Origin of the sequence: Rhizobium sp. WSM1274 (genome assembly GCF_025200775.1) — a bacterium.
GTDB lineage: Bacteria > Pseudomonadota > Alphaproteobacteria > Rhizobiales > Rhizobiaceae > Rhizobium > Rhizobium leguminosarum_I.
In genome coordinates this window covers 516,301-534,571 of the sequence record NZ_CP104139.1, presented here as the reverse complement: position 1 = coordinate 534,571, position 18,271 = coordinate 516,301, and the positions used below count along the sequence as shown (strand labels likewise).

The window sequence follows — 18,271 nt, the reverse complement described above, 5'->3', positions numbered from 1 at the left end:
CGTCAACGAGACGAGGAGAAAGAGATGCAGTTCAGCCCTGGCGACGTGGTGGAGATTTCGACCCCGGAGGGTTTGGCCTATGTGCAGGTCACCCACACGCATGTCGCCTATCCGGAAGTCGTGCGCATCCTGCCCGGCTTCCATCAGGAACGTCCCGCACTTGCAACCGTATCATCCGCAAAAACCAGAAGCGTAGTGATGATACCGCTCAGCGGTGCCCTGGAACATGGAAAGATCAACGGCGCGAAGATCGGGACGGCTGAAATCCCGAAACCAGACAAGAAGTTCCCGACCTTCAAGATGCCGATCCGCGGCAAGAAGGGTGAAATCGTCTATTGGTGGCTTTGGGAAGGAGACGGCCTGACCTATACGTTGGAAGACGATCCGCGCCTTCAACAGGCCTCGCCGCGAGAAGTGCCGACGCTGCAGGCCTTCTTTTCTATGCTGGGCTGACCGCGTCGACTCCGGCACCCCAAGCGGTCACCCTCGCCATTGAACATATGGCGACAATATCCCCGGAGCCGAGTGCGAATGCGTCTCTCTAGACCTGAGCTTCTAGCCGGGAGAGCAGCTGCTTCAGCTATTCGTCGCGTGTGCGAGGCTGAATAGGCTTCGGCCGCTCTTTTATCTTCGGAGGGGATCGGATTGCCGCGACCGGTCACGGCAATCCGCACCCATCAGGAGCGGCTGTTCATGCGCTCGAACAGTGCTTCGCCCGTCCGGCGCGTGTCGGCGGAGATGCCGACGAGGACCTCATCCTTACCCGCTTCAAGCTGCGCCAGCGCATCGGCAGCGAACTCTTCCGAGGAGACCATAATGCGGCTTGCTGTGCCTTCGCTACGCGTATCACCGCCGAGAGCGGTATCGACGATCGGCGGTGCGACCTCGATCACCCGAATTGCTGTGGATTTCAACTGATGGCGCAGGCTGAGCGTAAAGGAGTGGATCGCGGCCTTCGTGGCGCAATAGACCGGCACATCGGCCATGGGCGAGAAAGCGAGGCCCGAACTGACGTTGATGATGAACGCATGTTCTTGCTGCCGCAAGGCGGCGAGCAGCTCGGGGATCAGATGGATCGGCGTCGTAAGATTGATCGCCACTTCCTGGTCGAGAGTGTCGATCGCCGGATCGGTACTGAAATCGCGCCGATGCTGAATGCCGGCGTTGAGTGCCGGATGCTCCGCCTTCAGCCATTCGACCATTGAATGGCGGCTCTCGCCGTCTGCAACGTCGCAAATGCGGGTGATCAGCGCAGGCACGTCCTCCTGTGCCTTGCGGAGCGCGGCTTCGCTTCTGCCGCAAATGATGACGTGATTGCCTTTTTCGGAAAGGCTTCGTGCGAGCGCAAAGCCGCTGCCGGTTGCGCCGCCAGTGATGAGAATTGTGTTTCCCGTGAGCTTCATGGTCGTCCATCCTTCCAAAAAATTGAGAAGGTGCGCCGACGATGACGTGGTTATCAGCGGACACACCTTGGGACCGGCAAGGCGGTCTCGGGTGTCGCGGATACCCTTGGAGGGAGAATTGCCGTCCCTTGAGACGGCGACCGGGCTACCATCCGGTCAGCACTCTTTCGACGGGCCGTTCGTAGCAGAATGCCGATCATACCGCAATCAGTCGCCATGTCCCCCTTGCGCCGGGTTACGTCGCCTGTTGACGTGAGCGATGACGGATGTGCGTTTCAGCCACCTATCCAGCAGAGCGCCGTAGGAGCAAAAGGTCTGCATCGCAGGCCGAACCTCCGCCTGCGACCGGCCTGCATTGATGATTCATGCTCATAAGTTCATGCGATTTGCGGCGCGACAGTTCCGATATCCGGGCGGGAATCCCCCGCTTCTCCGAGACAGCGCGTCTTGCCAACCTGAAGCTGGTGGAGCTGATCGGCAAGATCGGCGAGAAGCATGGCGCGACGCCGGCGCAGGTCGCGCTAGCCTGGCTGCTGGCGCAGAAGCCCTGGATTGTTCCGCTGTTCGGCACGCGCAAGCTCGAACGGTTCGAGGAGAATATCGGGGCGCTGAACGTCACCTTGGACAAGGCCGATCTCGATGAGATCGAGCAGACCAACATCGTCGTTCAGGGAGCTCGTTACCCCGAAGAAATGCTGCGCCGATCCGGTCTCTAACGGCACATTCTGCAGCAGCCGATACCACAGAACCCCGCTTCGACGCTGACGACGGCGCTTTGCAGCTTTCGTCGTTGCGCCGTTACAGGCCCATTCCAGGCGATGCCGGAACAACCAAGTTGGAAGGATATCATCATGAAACGAATTTTGGCGGCCACGGCTATCTCGCTCACGATGGGCGAGCCTCTCATGGCCCAGGAAGGAAGTGGAGGCGGGGCCATGCCGGCAAGTGCTTCATCATTGTCGGTCAGCGACATCCAGTCCGTAGCCCCGGCTCTTGGCCGATACGCTGAAGAGGACGTGCTCGGAAATCTGTGGCAGCGGCCGCAACTGTCACGCCGCGATCGCAGCATCGTCACCCTCGCCGTCCTGATCGCCCGAAACCAGGCGATTGATCTGAAGCACTACCTCGACGTCGCTCTCGATAACGGGGTGACCCCGACGGAGACTTCCGAGATCATCACGCATCTGGCTTTCTACGCGGGCTGGTCGAACGCGATGTCGGCAGTCGCCGCGACCAAGGACGTCTTCAAAGATCGGGGCATCACGGCCGACCAGCTGCCTGCGGCCGCTCCGCAACTGCTGCCGCTCAACGAAGAGGTCGAGCGCCAACGCGCCACCGGCGTCGAGAAGAATGTCGGCCCGATCTCTCCGGGGCTGGTGCAGTTCACGACCGACCCGCTGTTCCTCGATCTCTGGCAACGGCCGGATCTTCCACCGCGAGACCGCAGCCTTGTGACGGTCAGCTCTCTGATCGCATCGGGCCAGAGCGCCCAGATCACCTATCACCTCAACCGCGCCATGGATAACGGCTTGACCGCCGACGAAGCCGGCGAGGTCGTTGCCCATACGGCCTTCTACGCCGGCTGGCCAAACGCCTTCTCTGCATCGTCGGTTGTCGGAGAGGTGTTGCGTAGCCGTGTGAAGTGAAGCTCCAGCCTGCAGCAAAAGCACGCTGGTCTGGCGCAAAGGGGTCCGGCGTGCTTGCTGCTCCAGAGTTGATTGCTACCATTTCATAGGCAGGCGTTTATGATGGGTCTATGAGGAGGAATCATCAGTGGAGCGCCAGAATATCAACGACCTGATGGTGTTCCTGGTGGTTGCGAGGGAGCGCAGTTTCACCAAAGCCGCAGCCAAGTTCGGCGTCTCGCAGTCGGCGCTGAGCCATACGCTCCGTCAGCTCGAGCAGCGGCTGGGCGTGCGCCTGCTGACGAGGACGACGCGTAGCGTCTCACCGACCGAGGCAGGCGAACGGATGCTGCAGAGCATCGGTCCGCTTTTCGACGAGATCGGATCTGCGCTCGATGGGCTCAACATTCTTCGGGACCAGCCGGCTGGAACCGTCCGGCTGACCGCCGGCGACTACCAGATCCAGTGCTACATATGGCCGAAGCTTCGAACCTTTCTCCAACAATATCCCGACATCAGGCTCGAACTGGATGTGAACTACGGTCTGCAGGACATCGTCAGCGAAGGCTACGACGCGGGCGTGCGCTTCGGCGAGCAGATCGCCAAGGATATGATCTCGGTGAGGATCGGGCCGGATGTTCGCTTCGCGGTCGTCGCCGCAGAATCCTACTTTGCCTCACGCGATATTCCAACACATCCGAAGGACCTCATGCAGCACAGGTGCATCAATCTGCGCCTGCCCACCTATGGCGGTCTCTATGCCTGGGAGTTCGAAGAGAACGGCCGCGAGATCAAGGTTCGGGTGGACGGACAGCTGGTCTTCAACACGATCTACAACGTTCTTGAGGCGGCTCTCGACGGCTTCGGCTTTGCCTATGTCCCGGAAGATATCGCCAAGCTCCATCTCGGAACCGGTCGCCTCCACCGGTTTCTGCAAGATTTTTCGCCCTATTGGGAGGGCTTCCACCTCTACTACCCAAGCCGACGCCAGTCTTCGCCCGCTTTTTCCCTTCTCGTGAACGCGTTGCGTTATTCAACGTGAGCGGCTGCGACGACACCGTGGAGAGCCACTTTAGGGACCGTTGCGCGGCTCTTGCGGGAAATGAAGCGCAAAGGGATCCGCTTCAGACAACGAAACGCTTCGGCAATTCGGTGGCAAGCGCATCGATCGCCAGTCGGCGCCGCCGACAGGGTAAAGTTCGCTCATGCGAACTGGGAGCGCCCACCGCAGGCCGCTTGCTCGCCTGATCCTGGCAGGAAGGTCCCGTTTCGTGAGGCAGACTCATAAGGTCTTGCAATTTGACGCCGGTAATCCTTTCCGATGCGTGACCCATTTACTCACGCGAGCGATCCACTGCTTCGCCCCTGATCACCGGTCCCAGCATCGACTATTCCGGCTGACGGACTGCCGAGGGCGCGGAGCCACGTCAAGAACCCGTTCAAGCTGTTGGTGGTAGAGCGGACGCTCAGCAACGTGATAGCGCAAGCGAGGGCTGATCCATGAAGTTCGACACACCTGCAGGACCGAACCCGATTGACCGGATGACCGTCGTTGGCCAGCCTCACGACCGCTTCGAGGCAGAGCTCAAGACGACTGGGACGGCGACCTATGCCTACGAATATCACGGCGTCGCACCGAACGCTGCCTACGGCTATATCCTTGGCGCGGCAATTGCCAAGGGCCGGATCTCATCGATCGACACCCGGCGCGCCGAGGCTGCGCCCGGCGTGATGGCTGTCATTACTCACCGCAATGCCGGTCCGCTTGGTGTTGGAAAATTTTATGTCCAGCGCATGTTGGCTGCCCCTGATGTCGATCACTACCATCAGCCTGTTGCAGTCGTGGTGGCCGAAACCTTCGAACAGGCACGCGCGGCTTCCTCGCTGATCCGCGTCGACTATGCGCGCAGCCCGGGCCGCTTCGATCTCGCCGAGCAACTGGACAGCGCCCCGGTTGCACCGCAGATGGAGTTTGGTGGACCGACCGAGACGCAAGTCGGAGACTTCGATCAGGCTTTCGCAGCCGCAGAGGTGAAGGTCGACGAGACATATACTGTTCCCGACCAGGCGCATGCCATGATGGAGCCGCATGCCACGATCGCGACCTGGGATGGCGATCGAGTGACGTGCTGGACTTCGATCCAGCAGATGAATTGGGGAACCCGCGATCTCGGCCTCATTCTCGGCATTCCGCGCGAAAACGTTCGGCTGATTTCATCGTTCATCGGCGGCGGCTTCGGCGGCAAGGGCACGGTGCAGTCAGATCTGGTGCTGGCGGCCGTTGCCGCGCGAATGGTGCGGCGACCGGTGAAGATCGCACTTCAACGTCCGATAATGTTCAACAATACGATCCATCGACCGAAGACCATCCAAAGGATCCAGCTCGGCGCCTCGCGCGACGGTAGGCTGACGGCGGTCGGGCATGAGAGCTGGTCGGGCAATCTCGCCGGCGGCCGCACCGAGCCGACCACCCTTTCGACACGGTCGCTCTACGCCGGAGCGAACCGGATGACCGCTGTCCGGCTGGCGACGCTCGACCTGGCCGAGGGCAATGCCATGCGTGCGCCGGGAGAGGCGCCCGGCTTGATGACGCTCGAGATCGCCATGGACGAGATGGCCGAGAAGCTCGGCATGGATCCGGTCGAGTTCCGCATCCTGAACGATACCCAGGTCGACCCGGAAAATGCCGATCGACCTTTTTCCTCGCGTCCCTTCGTCGAATGTCTCCGCACGGGCGCCGAAAATTTCGGATGGAGCATGCGAAAAACTGAGACGGGTCAAGTCCGCGATGGTGACTGGTTGATTGGTATGGGCATGGCGGGTGCGATCCGTGGGGCGCCGATTTCAAAGGCCGGAGCGCGGGTTCGGCTCGATCGCCAGGGCATGCTGACGGTTGAGACCGACATGACGGACCTTGGCACCGGCAGCTACACGATTGTGCAGCAGACGGCGGCCGAGATGATGGGTCTGCCGATCGAGCGCGTGGTGGCAAAGCTCGGGGATTCGAGCTTTCCGGAGACACCGGGATCTGGAGGACAGCAGGGCGCGCCTTCCGTCACCGCAGGCGTCTATGCTGCCTGCACGAAGCTGCGGGCGGTGGTCGCCCAGCGTCTGGGCTTCAACACCGCAGAGTCAGAATTCATTGGCGGTGAGGTTCGGTCTGGAAATCGAAGGGCGCTGCTCGCCAGCGCTGCCGCCGACGGCGATCTCGTCGCCGAAGACATCATGGAATTCGGCGATCTGGCGAAGCGCTTCGCGATCCAGACCTTCGGGGCGCATTTTTCCGAGGTCGGCGTCGACGTCTATACCGGCGAAATCCGCGTTCGCCGCATGCTCGCCGTATGCGCCGCCGGCCGCATCCTCAACCCCAAGACCGCGCGCAGCCAGGTGATCGGCGGGATGACGATGGGGATCGGGGCGGCCCTGATGGAAGAGATGGTGGTCGATCAGAGATCCGGCTTCTTCGTCAATCACGATCTCGCCGGCTACGAGGTTCCGGTCCACGCCGACATCCCTCATCTCGAGGCCGTGTTCCTCGACGAAGTAGATCCAGCCATATCGCCGGTGAAAGCGAAAGGCGTCGGGGAACTGGGACTGACCGGTGTCGCGCCGGCCGTCGCAAATGCGGTCTACAACGCAACCGGCGTGCGGGTGCGGCAATATCCGATCACACTGGAGAAATTGCTCGATCGGTTTCCTCATCGCGAATGATCATCGAAACGATCCTTCCACTCAAGGTTCATATTGTGCTGCGATCGCAGAGATGTACGTATCGGTCCTGCATAGCTTACGGATCTCGCTGGTGATCGTCATGCCTGGAACTGCTCCGCCAGCCAGTCTGCAACCAGTGGCCGATACATCCAAGGAATGTTGTTGCAGACATGGTTTCCGGCCGCGATGACATGCAGTTCGCTGCCGGCCCTGCACATGCTGGCACATTTTTCCGCCTCTGATGGAGGAAAGATCGTATCGCGACCGCCGTGCACGATCAGCGCCGGGACTGCCGGACCATTAGAGCCGCGCAGAGTAAAGCGGTGAGCTTGCTCAACGACATCGGTTCCGCCGAGTGCAAAGGTCATGTTGTCCTGATAGACACTTGGTAGTGTCGGCCAGAGCGCGCCGAGATCATAAAAGCCGTTGATGGAGACGACGGCGGCAAGCCCATCCAGCGCCGCCGCGGCGCGGAGCGCCAATAAGCCGCCGAAGGCCATTCCGACCAGGCCGACAGCGTCCGACAAGCCGGGTTTGCCCTTGATTGTCGCTATCGCCGCGGCAAGTGCCGGAGCAATGTTGGGTCGTAGCGGGCCGTGCGAACGTCCCTCCCCCTGTCCCGGCCCGTCGAACGACAACGTTGCGATGCCGCGGCTCAGGAAATGCCGTTCGAACGCCGGAAACTCCTCCTTGGTGGAATCCGAGCCCGGGACGATAATCGCAAGGGGGTGCGGGTCCAACCCATGCGGCAGGCGGAGATAGGCCCGCAAGAAACCGTCCTCGAACGGCACTTCGACCAATTCGGCGGGGTGTTCGAACAGCGGTGCCGCCTTTCTGAAGACTGCGACCTTGCGCGCCGCCGCAGCGTACTTTGCTTCGAGATCGTCGAAGGCCATGAACTGTCCGAAATGATAAAAAAGACTGGCACGGGCGAAGGCTTCGCCAGCCGTAACCCGTCGCCCCCGAGCAAGAGCTGCTTCGCCCATCTCGGCGTGCCGGTCGCCCTCATCGCTCCAGGCCTTGAGCCAATTTTCCCAAGCACCCGCTTTTTCTATTACCGCCTTAGCCGTAGCAGAGGGAATACCGGCGACCTCAATCCGGGGCAACCAGTGTTTCACCACGCTTAGTAGTCTGCTCTCTGTCTCGCTCATTCGTGATGCCCTTCGGGGGTCGCTGGTCGCAGATCGGTCGCCTTAAGTTAAAGCGAACGCTTTTCTGATTTCTTATCAATTCAAGTCGGCATCGCCAGAAGAATCGATGCCGGCGCGTTGGTGCGGTTGACCAGCGCGCGCGCCTCGCCTGGTGCCAGGCGACAACTGTCGAGCACGCCGAGCGTTACGGCGACATCGACTGTTTCGATGGTCACCTCCCCGGCGACGACGATATAGATCTTCTCGACCGCTGCCTCCTTGAGAGAGGTGCGACCGCCCGGCAGAAGATGCGACAGCCCGATCCAGATCGCATCTGTCGCTGTCGCCTCCTTGCCCTGCAGGCGCAGGCAAAGCATGTCGTAATGTTCGGGCGCCTCATAGGGCTTGGCTTCATTGTAGCGGGTGACCTGCATGACCGCTCCTTTATGGCTTGAGCAGAACTCGCTCGGGCGTACCGCGTAATACCGAGGCGTAGGCCTTTGCGGCATCCTCAAGCCCGTAGCAGCAGGCGGGATTGATCGGGAACGGCTTGAGCAGCCCCTCCTCGAACTTCAGCTTCAGCCTGTCGAATATCCGCGCACCGTCGACGGAGGACAGAGCAAGCGTATCGATACCAATGTATTTGTGCCGGCCACGGAAGAAATTGAAAATGTCGAAGGGCACGCCACGGTCGAATGTCGAGATGAAGATCTGGCGCGCCTGCTTGGCCATCGCCTTGTTTGCGATTTCGAAATACGGGCTGCCGACGGTGTTGAAGACGATATCTGCGCCGTGGCCGTCGGTCATGTCGCCGACGATCGCGGCAACATCGTCTACCGCGCTGTTCAGCATCGTGACCGGTCCGTTGGCGTGGCCCCTAAACGGCTGGTCGTTGTACTCGACGGCGAAGACCTTTGCTCCGGCCATCGTCGCGAGCTGGATCGCCGCCTGCCCTACTTTTCCGTTGCCCCCGCAAACCAGCACGACGTCGGTCGGCTGGGCACCGCCGGCCTCACGTAGCCCCTCATACGCGGTGATGAACGGCACGCCGACCGATCCGGCCTCTTCCATGGTGAAATTCTTCGGCTTGGCGCGCACTGCCTTCTGATCGAGAATCATCCATTTGCCGTGACTTCCATCCTGGCTGATGCCGAGCTCGCCGCCACCGCCCCAGATCTCCATGCCGATCATCTGCGACGGCCCCTCTCGGACGATACCACCGAAATCACGTCCAGGTATGCGAGGCCAGACAGCATGCGGCATATGACCCAGCGACGCCTTGACGTCGCTGGGGTTCACGCCCGCTGCAACAATCTCGATCAAAACCTGTCCCGGCCCCGGGCGCGGTATCGGCATCTCGACCACCTCGATCAGAAGGTTGTCGAGATCCGGCGATTTTTCGGAAACTCTAAGAGCCTTACCGGTCCTGGCGTTTGCTTGAATGTTCATATTCTTCAATCTCCTTTGCTCCCGCTGCGCCGCTCAGGCCGCAAGCCCCAGCATTTCTCTGGCTTCCGATGGGGCGGCAATCTGTCCGCCTAGTTTTTCAATGAGGTCGCGGGCACGTTCGACCAATTCGCCATTGCCCTTCGCCAGTACGCCCTTGGCGAGATAGGAATTGTCCTCAAGGCCGACGCGGACATGCCCGCCGAGCAGATAGGCCTGAACAGCCATCGGGAACGACATCCGGCCGACGCCGAAACCCGTCCAAACAGCATCGTTTGGCAGCATGCGCGCGGCGGTCGCCATGACATCGGTCGTCGCGGGAAAGCCGTATTTGACGCCGGTTACGATGGTGAACATCGGCGGCGAACTCAGTACGCCCGCCTTCAACAGATCGTGCGCCAGGACGATATGGCCGGTATCGAAGACCTCGAGCTCCGGCTTGGACCCGGCCTCGTTGATGATGTCGGCCATGATCTTCACGTTGCCGGGTGTGTTGATTACCACTTCATTGCCGAAGGTCATGGTATTGAGGTCGAGCGTGGCGATGTCCGGCTTCAGCGCGACGATATGCTCGACCCGTTTTTCGGGCCGCATCAGCGTCGTGCGCGGGCCGGCCACCGCCGGATTCTCATCGCTCGGATGGTAGCGCCCTCCCGGACCAGTCGTGACGTTGAGGATCAAAGCGGTGTTCTTGGCCCGGATCCTATCAACCACTTCGCGGTAGTGCTTCAACTCCATCGATGGCTTGGCGGTCTCGGGGTCGCGCACATGGATATGGGCGATAGCGGCCCCGGCATCCGCCGACTCCAGGCAGGCATTCGCAATCTCCTCCGGAGTGACCGGCAGGCCGGGATGGTTTTCCCGTGTCGTCAGGTTGCCGGTCACGGCACAGGTGATGATGACTTTCGGCTGCATCACAGGTGCCTTCCTCCATCGACGACAATCCGGCTGCCGGTCGAGAATTTCAGATGCGTTGCGCAGGCGACGATCGCCTCGGCGACGTCGGCCGCGCTGGTAATCCGCTTGAGCGGAGTCGTCGCGGCAACCTTTTCGGCGAATTCGTTGCCGCGGCCAGGCACGAATTGCGTATCGACTGCGCCCGGTGATACCGCCATCACTCGAACCGTGGGTGCCAATGCACGGCCCAACGAGTTGGTCATGATGTCGATGCCGGCCTTTGCGCCGCAATACGCGATGTTGGAGCCGATACCCGTAAACGCAGCGATAGATGAGACGTTGACGATCAACCCGTCACCGCTCGCCTTAAGCGCCGGCGCGAACGCTCGAATCGTGGCAAAAACTCCGCGCCAATTGTTGATAAAGATCCGGTCGATTATTTCGTCGCTAAGACCGTCAAGGTCAGAATGAGCCACCTGCTCGGTGACACCCGCAGAATTGACCAGAATGTCTGACCTCCCGAGACTTTCTATCACTTTGTCCCTGAAGCTTTCGATTGTTGCCGTGTTCTCGATCGAAACCGGCGCGGCGAAATGGCCGTCGCCCGCAAGCCCGTTCACAACCTCCTCGGCTCGCTGCATGTCCGAACGATAGCCGACGGCGACAGTCGCGCCGGCATCCGCCAGCATCCGGCAGGTCTCTCGGCCAATTCCCCCAGAGCCCCCGACGACAATGGCGACCTTGCCCTCAAGTGGGCGATTGAAATACTGCATGGTCATTGTTCAGTTCGTCCTTCCCGAGAAGAGCGGCTATTTAGAACGCAAGCGAGACCCTCCATGATCAGCGTCCTGTATCCCGATGCCGAAGCGATCGAATGAATGCGAGCGGGAGAACTTGGAAACGATGAGCGACTGGCTCTCGCGGCGCGTTTTCTGGGATTTAGAGGGCGGCGTACGGCATACTTGCGCTCGTTGTAAACCGTAGATGCGGTCATTTGATTGGTGGCTTTGGGAGCTCGGCTTTGCCGCGTTCCATCAGAAACGTGTAATCAAACACGAACCACGGTCCGGTCACGTCAGCAGCTGGCGGCGCCCCCTCGCCTTGGCGGTAGTTGCCAATGAGGTGTTCGGTGACGCCAAACACTGCGTCGCTGCTCAAATAAGGATCGCCGCTGACGAAGACTTGTGTGATCAGGGTCTTGTAGCTGGACTTGAAGCACAGAAAATGAAGATGGGCAGGGCGATAGGGATGACGATCCTGAGCCCGAAGCAAATCTCCTACGGGCCCGTCCGTAGGCACAGGATACCCCGCCGGCTTGACCGAGCGGAACCAGAAGCGTCCATCGGAGTCGGTGGTGAACTTGCCGCGCAAGTTCATCTCGGCCTGGTTCGCATCCTGGTTTTCATAAAGACCGATTGGGGAGGCCTGCCAGACGTCGACTTCTACTTCGGCGAGCGGGTGGCCCTGCGTATCCGTGACGAGGCAATTCGCGAAAAGCGCCGGTCCTGGGGTGTCAGACCGGACGATTGACCCACCGTTTGGCGTCAAGGGCGAGTTCATGCGCCAGAATGGCCCAAGCAGTGCAGCGGCCGTCTCCGTCGCACCGTTCTTTCCGTTGTTCAAAAGGCAAACGAGAGTGGAAAAACCGATGGCATCGGAAAAGAGCACCGCTTCATTGTGGGAGGCGTTGCTCGCTTGTCCGATGCGGTTCAATACATCGATGCCAAGATGAAATTCTTCCTCCGTGAGACGAACCTCTCGGGCGAATGCATGCATGTGGCGGACAAAAGACACCATCACCTCACGCAGCCGCGCGTCAGGCGTACGAGCCATAGCGTCGAGGACGACATTTGTTACCGAGCTTTCGTCCGTGATGACGTTCAAGTTATTCCGAGGCGGAACAGTCGCCTGCTTGATACCCATTGCGCTACCTCTCTTGCCCTAGTACTCCGTCACGATCATCGGTCGTCACTTCGCATGCCTTCGAGCGGCCCTGGCAAAGCGCCAGGTGCTCAAAGCCTCCGACCATCGACTGCGGCCACGGCCTTCAGAAAGTTCCAGTCCTGTCGTTCGGCTCCTCGATACACAGCGTCTGTCGAGGCTATGCAATCGATTGCGTTGTACATGGATCCTGCGTCGCAGGCAAGCGCGTTTGTTGCTTCCTGCGCAGCGTTCGGGCACTGTTTTTATCCACGGCTCACAACTTATGTGGGCAACTGGTGAAATTGCTGAGGTGATGGCGCCGCCTTTCCCGTCAGCCGATCCCGAAATCCATCGATGAGGCAGGAGCCCGTGCAGTGATCGCATCCATCTCCGAACATACGCGAATGTTCAACCGAAGATGGAGAGTGGGAAGATTGCACTGATCACAGCCATCGCATATTGTCGCCTGATGAACGAAGCAGTCACTATCAAGGACGTTGCGAACGCACTCGGTGTTCATCCATCCACCGTTTCACGAGCCCTCGACCCCGCAAAGCGAGCCCTCGTTGGCAAGGACGTGGTTCAACGGGTCATCGAAACGGCGCAGCGGCTCGGCTACACACCCGATGCCGCCGCCGCCACGCTGCGCCGGGGCAGGTCAAAGTTGATCGGAGTGATCGTACCGGACATCGCCAATCCAGTGTTTTCGCCCATCATCGGGGGGTTGGAGAATGCATTGGCCGAGGTCGGCTATGCGCTGATCGTGGCAGATCAACCGCCCGACGCGAAAAGCCGCGTGGATATCATCGAGACACTTGCCGCGCGTCGCGTTGATGGGTTGGTGCTCGCCACCGCTGCACTGAAGGACGACGCTGTCGAACGCTGTATTCGACGGGGCGTGCCTGTCGTGCTTGTGAACCGGGCCGAGGAAAGCGACCGTGCTCCGTCGGTTGTCTCGGACGATGTCGAGGGCATGAAGCTGGCCGTCGAGCATCTGATTGGCCTTGGACATCAGCACATTGTCCATCTCGCAGGTCCGAAGGCACTATCCACGGGATCTCTACGACGGAAGGGCTTCAAGTCCGCGATGAAGGCTGCGGGGCTTTCCCTCGGTCGCCATGCCATTGTCGAGTCCACGGCCTTCACGCGCGCAGCCGGGGCGTCGGCTGCGGCGGAGCTTCTGAAGCGAAATCCGGATGCGACTGCTATTGTCGCGGCGAACGATCTGCTGGCTTTGGGTGTCTACGAAGCCCTGAAAAGGGAGGGGCGCCGCTGCCCAGAGGATGTTTCGGTGGTCGGTCACAACGACATGCCGCTTGTTGATATGGTCAGTCCCGCGCTAACGAGTATCAGGATTAGCCATCGCGAGATGGGCGAAGCGGCCGGGCGCCTACTCGTGGCTCTGATCAATGGACAAGAGACACCCGGCAGTAGGATCGTAATGCGCCCGACCCTGATCGTTCGTGAGTCAACTGCCAAGACACCAAAGTGAATCTGCTTTCAGACAACATCTTGCCACACACGGCCCGCTGCAAAGAAGGACAGTCTTCATTACAGAATAGCGGGTCCAGGACTTATGAAATACGGACCCCAAGTGACTGGTGCACAAGCCCGAGGCGGCAAAGGGTAAAACTTCGCAAAAGCTCTGTACCGCCACGCTAATGTTCAGACTTCCTTTGACATCCGACCGCCGAGCAACATATTCGCCTGATCTTCCTGGCGGCACGTTGCCCGGCTGACGGTGGGGAGTTTATCGCGGATCCTCAAGCGACAGAACTGCGCCTTCCTAAACATCCTTCACGAGGTACCATCCACACGATAGTGTAGCGCGCCGATTAGTCCTTTCGGGTCAGGAACCACTTGACGAGACTGTTGAAATCGCGCCACCGGTCTATCCAGAGAAAATGGTTTGCCTTGTCAAAGACGTAGAACTCGGCCCCGGGCATGCGCTTGTAGAGCGACACGCCATTGTCCAGGCCCTTGACCGAGTTGTTGCCCCAGATGACGAGTGGTTGCTTGGTCAGATTGACCAGGTGTTCACTGATATGGACGCCATCCACCTCATACTGCTCGATGTTCCGCTTGCCCCCATCAGTCCAGAACCTGCTCCAGGGCTCCTGCCAGATCGGCATCCATTTCGTAGTAAGCTCGGCGCATCGATCGAGGAAGTTATCTGGCAGGATTGCGGCGTCGTAGGTCATGGTGGCCAGCCAGCGGCGCATTCCGTCCCGGGTGGGTTCAAGCCCCCTGCGGACCGCCGTGCCCGGCACGAAAGCGTCGGTATACTTGTTGTCGACACCCTTTGAGCCCATCCCACCCGCCGGCAAAGCCAGGCTGGCGCTGTCGACCAGGATCAGTTCGTCGACGAGATCGGGCCGCTGCAAGGCGACATAGGCGGCAATCCAGGCGCCTTGAGATTGACCTAGCAAATGAACGGGCCCGACGCCAAGGGCTTCAATGAAGGCGAGCACATGGTCTGCCCGCACTCGAATGTGCCCGATATCGTCGATATTGCGCGGCGCTTCGGTATCCCCGCCGCCCAGTTCGTCGATGGCGAAGACATGGAAATGCTCGCCCAGGGGGATAAGGTTTGGAAACCAGCGGTCACTGCCCAAGCCGGTCTGTATGTTCGCGCCGTGGACTAGCACCAGCGGCCGGCTCGAGGCGGAACCGGTTTCGCGGTAATGCGTACGATAGCCGTCTACCGTAATGAACTTACTTTGCACCCTTTCCGGATGATCATAAATCGTAGTCCACCCCTGTGTGGTGTTTTGCACGAAGGCATCGGTCATGAAGCGGGCTTCCTTTTCGGCGGTCACGCCGGCCGCGGCACCTTACCACTCGGCCGGCCAATATGTGTCCGTTGGCGCGCGCCTGTTCGCCGCGCGCCAAGTTGACTAAAGCGATGCGGGGCGCCGCGGCAAGCCGAGCGCGTCTTGCGCTGCCCATAGGTATTTTAGATCGATATGATCACGCCAGTTGATCTTTGCCGAGATGTCCCCGGCCTCCTTCAACTCCGTGATGAACGCGTCCATAACCTTGGCGCTGTCAAACCCTCCGTCCGGGCTGATAACGTCGAGCTCTTCTTTGTATTGTGCCTCGAACGCCGGTGGGATCTCATACCCGGCATTGCGCATGATCTTGTAGGCTTCGTCTTTGTTGGCGGGATCAAAGAGCCACTGCCTCGCGCGGATGTCGGCGACCATCCATGCAATAGCAGTATCCTTGTTCGCGGCAAGCCATGGTTCCAGTGCAATGACTGCTTCCGATGGTGCCGGAACAAGTTCGTCATGGATGAATTTCCCGCCCGCACCCTCGACGCCGGCGCGATGTCGCGGGAACAAGACCGCGGCGTCGATAGTGCCGGTTATAACGGCCATCTGTCGGGTGTTTGAAGCGCCGGTCATGGGAACGATCTCGACGTCCTTGTTGGGGTCTAGACCCATCTTGATCAGAATCTGTTTCAGGACCCAGGTATTGTGGCCATCGAGCGCACCACCAGAGACCTTCTTACCTTTCAGATCTGCCGGTGTGTTGATGCCCTTGCGCGCCGCAAGAATCCACCGCTCCCGCTGGCGGAAACAGCCAATAAACTTGATCGGCATATTGCTGGCGACAGCGGCCGACAGGGCCTTGTCGGTGTCGCTGTGGGTCATGTCGAGGCTGTTGCTCACCAGGCCGGCAATATATTCCTCGGTCATGGTGGCCTTCATATTGGTTATGCCCACCTCCTTGAAATATCCTTTCACGGTACCGATCGTCGTTGGCCAAGCGTCGGCATAGTTCGGGCTTATCTCGCCGTAGCGCAGCGTGCTCAGGTTGGCTTTTATATTGCCCAAGCTTGGCCCCATGCTCTGCGCAAGTGCACCGCGGCCAGTGGCCAAGGCCAGCATGACGCCGAGGGCGCTGTAGCCACCGCGCTGGAGCACGTCGCGGCGCCGCAAGACCGCGCCCGGAATTTCGCTGTCGTTGATTTTTGACATTTTCATACCCTCCCATTCATTCTCTAGTTTTAAAATCTCGTCAGAGGCTGTCGATCCGGCGCCATGGCGCAACATAGGATTCCAACCAGCGAGTCGCCTGAACAAGCCCCAGGGAGACCACCACCAATACGAAGAGGACGGAGTACATCAGCGACGAGTTGAACGTATCGGCCGCGCGCTTGATCAAATAGCCGAGGCCGCTCGAGCCTCCAAAGATCTCGGCGATGACGACGCCCACGAGCCCACGACCGATTCCCTGCTGGACGCCGGCGATAATGAACGGCAGCGTAAAGGGGAGCACGACCTTGGTATACAGCTCCCAGCGGTTTGCCCCGAAAACCCTAGCGGCCGCCAAAAGCGACTTGTCCGTCGTTTTTACTCCCGCCCACGAATTGATGATGATGGGAAAGATCGCCGACAGGACGACGATCGTCACCTGCAGTTTCACGGTGAAACCAAGCAACAGGATGAACAGCGGTACAAGCGCCACCCGCGGAACTGAGGCAAGCGCCCAGATGTATGGACTAAGGATGGTCTCGACATATTTGTTACCGCCCATGAGCAGTCCCGCCGGGATGCCCAATACGCATGCGATGACAAGCCCGATGCCGAGATTTCCCAATGTGAAGAACAGGTGATCGCGGATACTCCCGGACACTGAGGCGCCCGGCGGTGCTGAGGTGGTCAGCCCCTGCCACAGCGCAACGAACATGTCGCTCGCCTTGGGCAGGAAGAGCTCATTGACAAAGCCCATCCTCACGAAAGCTTCCCAAATGAGGAAAAAGCAGGTTAGGTTGACAGCTGTTATGCCCCAAGCGCCGTAGCGCTTCCACAACTCGCGAAACGACCATTTCGTCTTGGTGATACGATCCGGCGCATCGGTTGAGAGCACGGTTTTAGCCTCTCCACTCACACTCATCGCTTTCCTCCCCGAGAAGACTGTATTGCCTCTTCCTTGACCAGCCGCCAGATGTGATCGCGCAGCCTGGTATATTCAGGCAGTGTCTTGACGTCGTCGTTGAAGCGCGGCCGTGGAAGGTTTACGTCAACCACTTCCTTAATTCGGCCGGGCCGATATGAGATCACCACGACGCGGTCGCCCAGCATGATTGCCTCGTCAATCGAATGAGTGATAAAAACGACTGTCTGCTGCGTCTTGGCGACAAAACGCTCCATCTCGCTTTGCATGGCTTCGCGTGTCATCGCGTCGATGGCAGCAAAAGGCTCGTCCGCCAGAAGAATGTCCGGCTCGGAAACCAGTGCGCGAGCGATACCGACCCGCTGCTTCATCCCGCCCGACAATTCATAAGGAAAGGACTTTTCGAAACCCGTCAGATCGACGAGACTGATGTATCGGCGTACACGCTCGTCCATCTCCTCCTGGGAAAGCCCGAGATTTTGAAACTCGAACGGCATGCGGACATTCGATTCCACTGTCCGCCACGGCATTAGCGCATAGTCCTGAAAAACCATGGCGCGGTCAGGACCCGGCCCGGTTACCTGCCGGCCATTAACGCTGATGCTGCCCGCCCACGGTTTAACCAAGCCCGAGATGGCGTTGATAAAGGTTGTCTTCCCACAGCCGGATGGCCCGACCAGTACGATGAACTCACCACGATTAATCGTCAGATCGATGTCGCTCAGCGCCGTAAGTCTCTGCCGTTCACGGAAGAGCTCGTATCCCACGGTGAGCCCCTTGGAGACGATCACCGGAACGGCACGTGAAGTGCCCGGCTGCAGCGAGCGCAGCTTACTCTCCTTAACATTCATCGGCCTTGTTTCCTCCCAGGACGAAGTTTCTCAATGCTCAGTGCAATCGATTGCGTAGATGCTAGTTCAATAAGGACACGGGCGCAAGCAGAGTTTGCGTGAAAGCGCAACGCTCTCCTGCCGGAGCGGTCTGTCATCGATTTTGACGTAATGTGAGCGACAGCGCAGCGACGTCTGAGGGGATCACATCCACCTACACGAAGGCTCCGAACATGGCTTCACGCAGGTGTAAGCACCGAATGAGCGCCGGAGCTTGCGGCCAGGATCATGCTGCCCGATCAATGACTGGCGGCCGGGTTCGCGTCGTCATTTGCCTTGACGCGTTATGTGTTGTCGTAATGGCTGACCGATCCCGATACGATGGACATCCGAAGAAAAAACGC

At 59.7% G+C, this 18,271-nt stretch carries 16 protein-coding genes and 1 pseudogene; 6 read left to right on the top strand and 11 right to left on the bottom strand.

Annotation, left to right across the window (positions count from 1 at the left end):
- Positions 1-24: 24 nt before the first annotated feature.
- Positions 25-453 (top strand): hypothetical protein, encoded by a 429-nt coding sequence (locus tag N2600_RS26625; RefSeq protein WP_260299418.1) that lies wholly within the window; start codon positions 25-27, stop codon positions 451-453.
- A 224-nt stretch (positions 454-677) separates the two neighbouring features.
- On the opposite strand, the gene N2600_RS26620 is transcribed toward N2600_RS26625, so the two are convergent.
- Positions 678-1,403: an SDR family oxidoreductase gene (locus tag N2600_RS26620; protein WP_260299417.1), complete on the bottom strand. Its 726-nt coding sequence runs from the start codon at positions 1,401-1,403 to the stop codon at positions 678-680.
- Between the two features lie 395 nt (positions 1,404-1,798).
- Here N2600_RS26620 and N2600_RS26615 point away from each other — a divergent pair.
- The 4 genes and pseudogenes from N2600_RS26615 to paoC all read left to right on the top strand — a co-directional run.
- Positions 1,799-2,119 (top strand): annotated as a pseudogene (locus N2600_RS26615) (aldo/keto reductase); the annotation flags it as partial.
- Positions 2,120-2,254: 135 nt separating this feature from the next.
- Positions 2,255-3,049 carry a carboxymuconolactone decarboxylase family protein gene (locus tag N2600_RS26610; protein WP_260299416.1) on the top strand — a complete coding sequence of 265 codons (795 nt, stop codon included), beginning with the start codon at positions 2,255-2,257 and terminating at the stop codon, positions 3,047-3,049.
- Positions 3,050-3,176: 127 nt separating this feature from the next.
- Entirely contained in the window at positions 3,177-4,070 is an 894-nt protein-coding gene (locus N2600_RS26605; protein WP_260299415.1) for a LysR family transcriptional regulator, read from the top strand.
- A gap of 458 nt (positions 4,071-4,528) precedes the next feature.
- Positions 4,529-6,739 (top strand): aldehyde oxidoreductase molybdenum-binding subunit PaoC, encoded by a 2,211-nt coding sequence (gene paoC / locus N2600_RS26600; protein WP_260299414.1) that lies wholly within the window; start codon positions 4,529-4,531, stop codon positions 6,737-6,739.
- Between the two features lie 98 nt (positions 6,740-6,837).
- Here paoC and N2600_RS26595 read toward each other — a convergent pair whose 3' ends face one another.
- The 6 genes from N2600_RS26595 to N2600_RS26570 form a co-directional block, all read right to left on the bottom strand.
- Complete coding sequence (locus N2600_RS26595) at positions 6,838-7,890, bottom strand: alpha/beta hydrolase family protein (RefSeq protein WP_260299413.1); 1,053 nt, start codon at positions 7,888-7,890, stop codon at positions 6,838-6,840.
- 80 nt (positions 7,891-7,970) lie between these two features.
- Positions 7,971-8,303, bottom strand: a complete 333-nt coding sequence (locus N2600_RS26590; protein WP_260299412.1) for a cupin domain-containing protein — start codon at positions 8,301-8,303, stop codon at positions 7,971-7,973.
- A gap of 10 nt (positions 8,304-8,313) precedes the next feature.
- A complete protein-coding gene (locus N2600_RS26585; protein WP_260299411.1) occupies positions 8,314-9,318 on the bottom strand; it encodes a quinone oxidoreductase family protein in 1,005 nt (334 codons plus the stop codon).
- Between the two features lie 33 nt (positions 9,319-9,351).
- The gene (locus N2600_RS26580; RefSeq protein ID WP_260299410.1) at positions 9,352-10,230 is read right to left on the bottom strand and encodes a 3-keto-5-aminohexanoate cleavage protein; all 879 of its coding nucleotides are present in this window, start codon (positions 10,228-10,230) and stop codon (positions 9,352-9,354) included.
- Complete coding sequence (locus N2600_RS26575) at positions 10,230-10,991, bottom strand: SDR family NAD(P)-dependent oxidoreductase (RefSeq protein WP_260299409.1); 762 nt, start codon at positions 10,989-10,991, stop codon at positions 10,230-10,232. Before N2600_RS26575 ends, N2600_RS26580 begins: the two co-directional genes overlap by 1 nt.
- A gap of 211 nt (positions 10,992-11,202) precedes the next feature.
- A complete protein-coding gene (locus N2600_RS26570; protein WP_260299408.1) occupies positions 11,203-12,135 on the bottom strand; it encodes a dioxygenase family protein in 933 nt (310 codons plus the stop codon).
- 469 nt (positions 12,136-12,604) lie between these two features.
- On the opposite strand from N2600_RS26570, the gene N2600_RS26565 reads away from it, so the two are divergent.
- Positions 12,605-13,627 carry a LacI family DNA-binding transcriptional regulator gene (locus N2600_RS26565; RefSeq protein WP_260299407.1) on the top strand — a complete coding sequence of 341 codons (1,023 nt, stop codon included), beginning with the start codon at positions 12,605-12,607 and terminating at the stop codon, positions 13,625-13,627.
- A 343-nt stretch (positions 13,628-13,970) separates the two neighbouring features.
- Here N2600_RS26565 and N2600_RS26560 read toward each other — a convergent pair whose 3' ends face one another.
- The 4 genes from N2600_RS26560 to N2600_RS26545 form a co-directional block, all read right to left on the bottom strand.
- Positions 13,971-14,927: an alpha/beta fold hydrolase gene (locus tag N2600_RS26560; protein WP_260299406.1), complete on the bottom strand. Its 957-nt coding sequence runs from the start codon at positions 14,925-14,927 to the stop codon at positions 13,971-13,973.
- 105 nt (positions 14,928-15,032) lie between these two features.
- Positions 15,033-16,118 carry an ABC transporter substrate-binding protein gene (locus N2600_RS26555; protein WP_260299405.1) on the bottom strand — a complete coding sequence of 362 codons (1,086 nt, stop codon included), beginning with the start codon at positions 16,116-16,118 and terminating at the stop codon, positions 15,033-15,035.
- Between the two features lie 40 nt (positions 16,119-16,158).
- Positions 16,159-17,037, bottom strand: a complete 879-nt coding sequence (locus N2600_RS26550) for an ABC transporter permease (RefSeq protein ID WP_130809961.1) — start codon at positions 17,035-17,037, stop codon at positions 16,159-16,161.
- Positions 17,034-17,888: an ABC transporter ATP-binding protein gene (locus N2600_RS26545; protein ID WP_130809962.1), complete on the bottom strand. Its 855-nt coding sequence runs from the start codon at positions 17,886-17,888 to the stop codon at positions 17,034-17,036. Before N2600_RS26545 ends, N2600_RS26550 begins: the two co-directional genes overlap by 4 nt.
- Between the last annotated feature and the right edge of the window lie 383 nt (positions 17,889-18,271).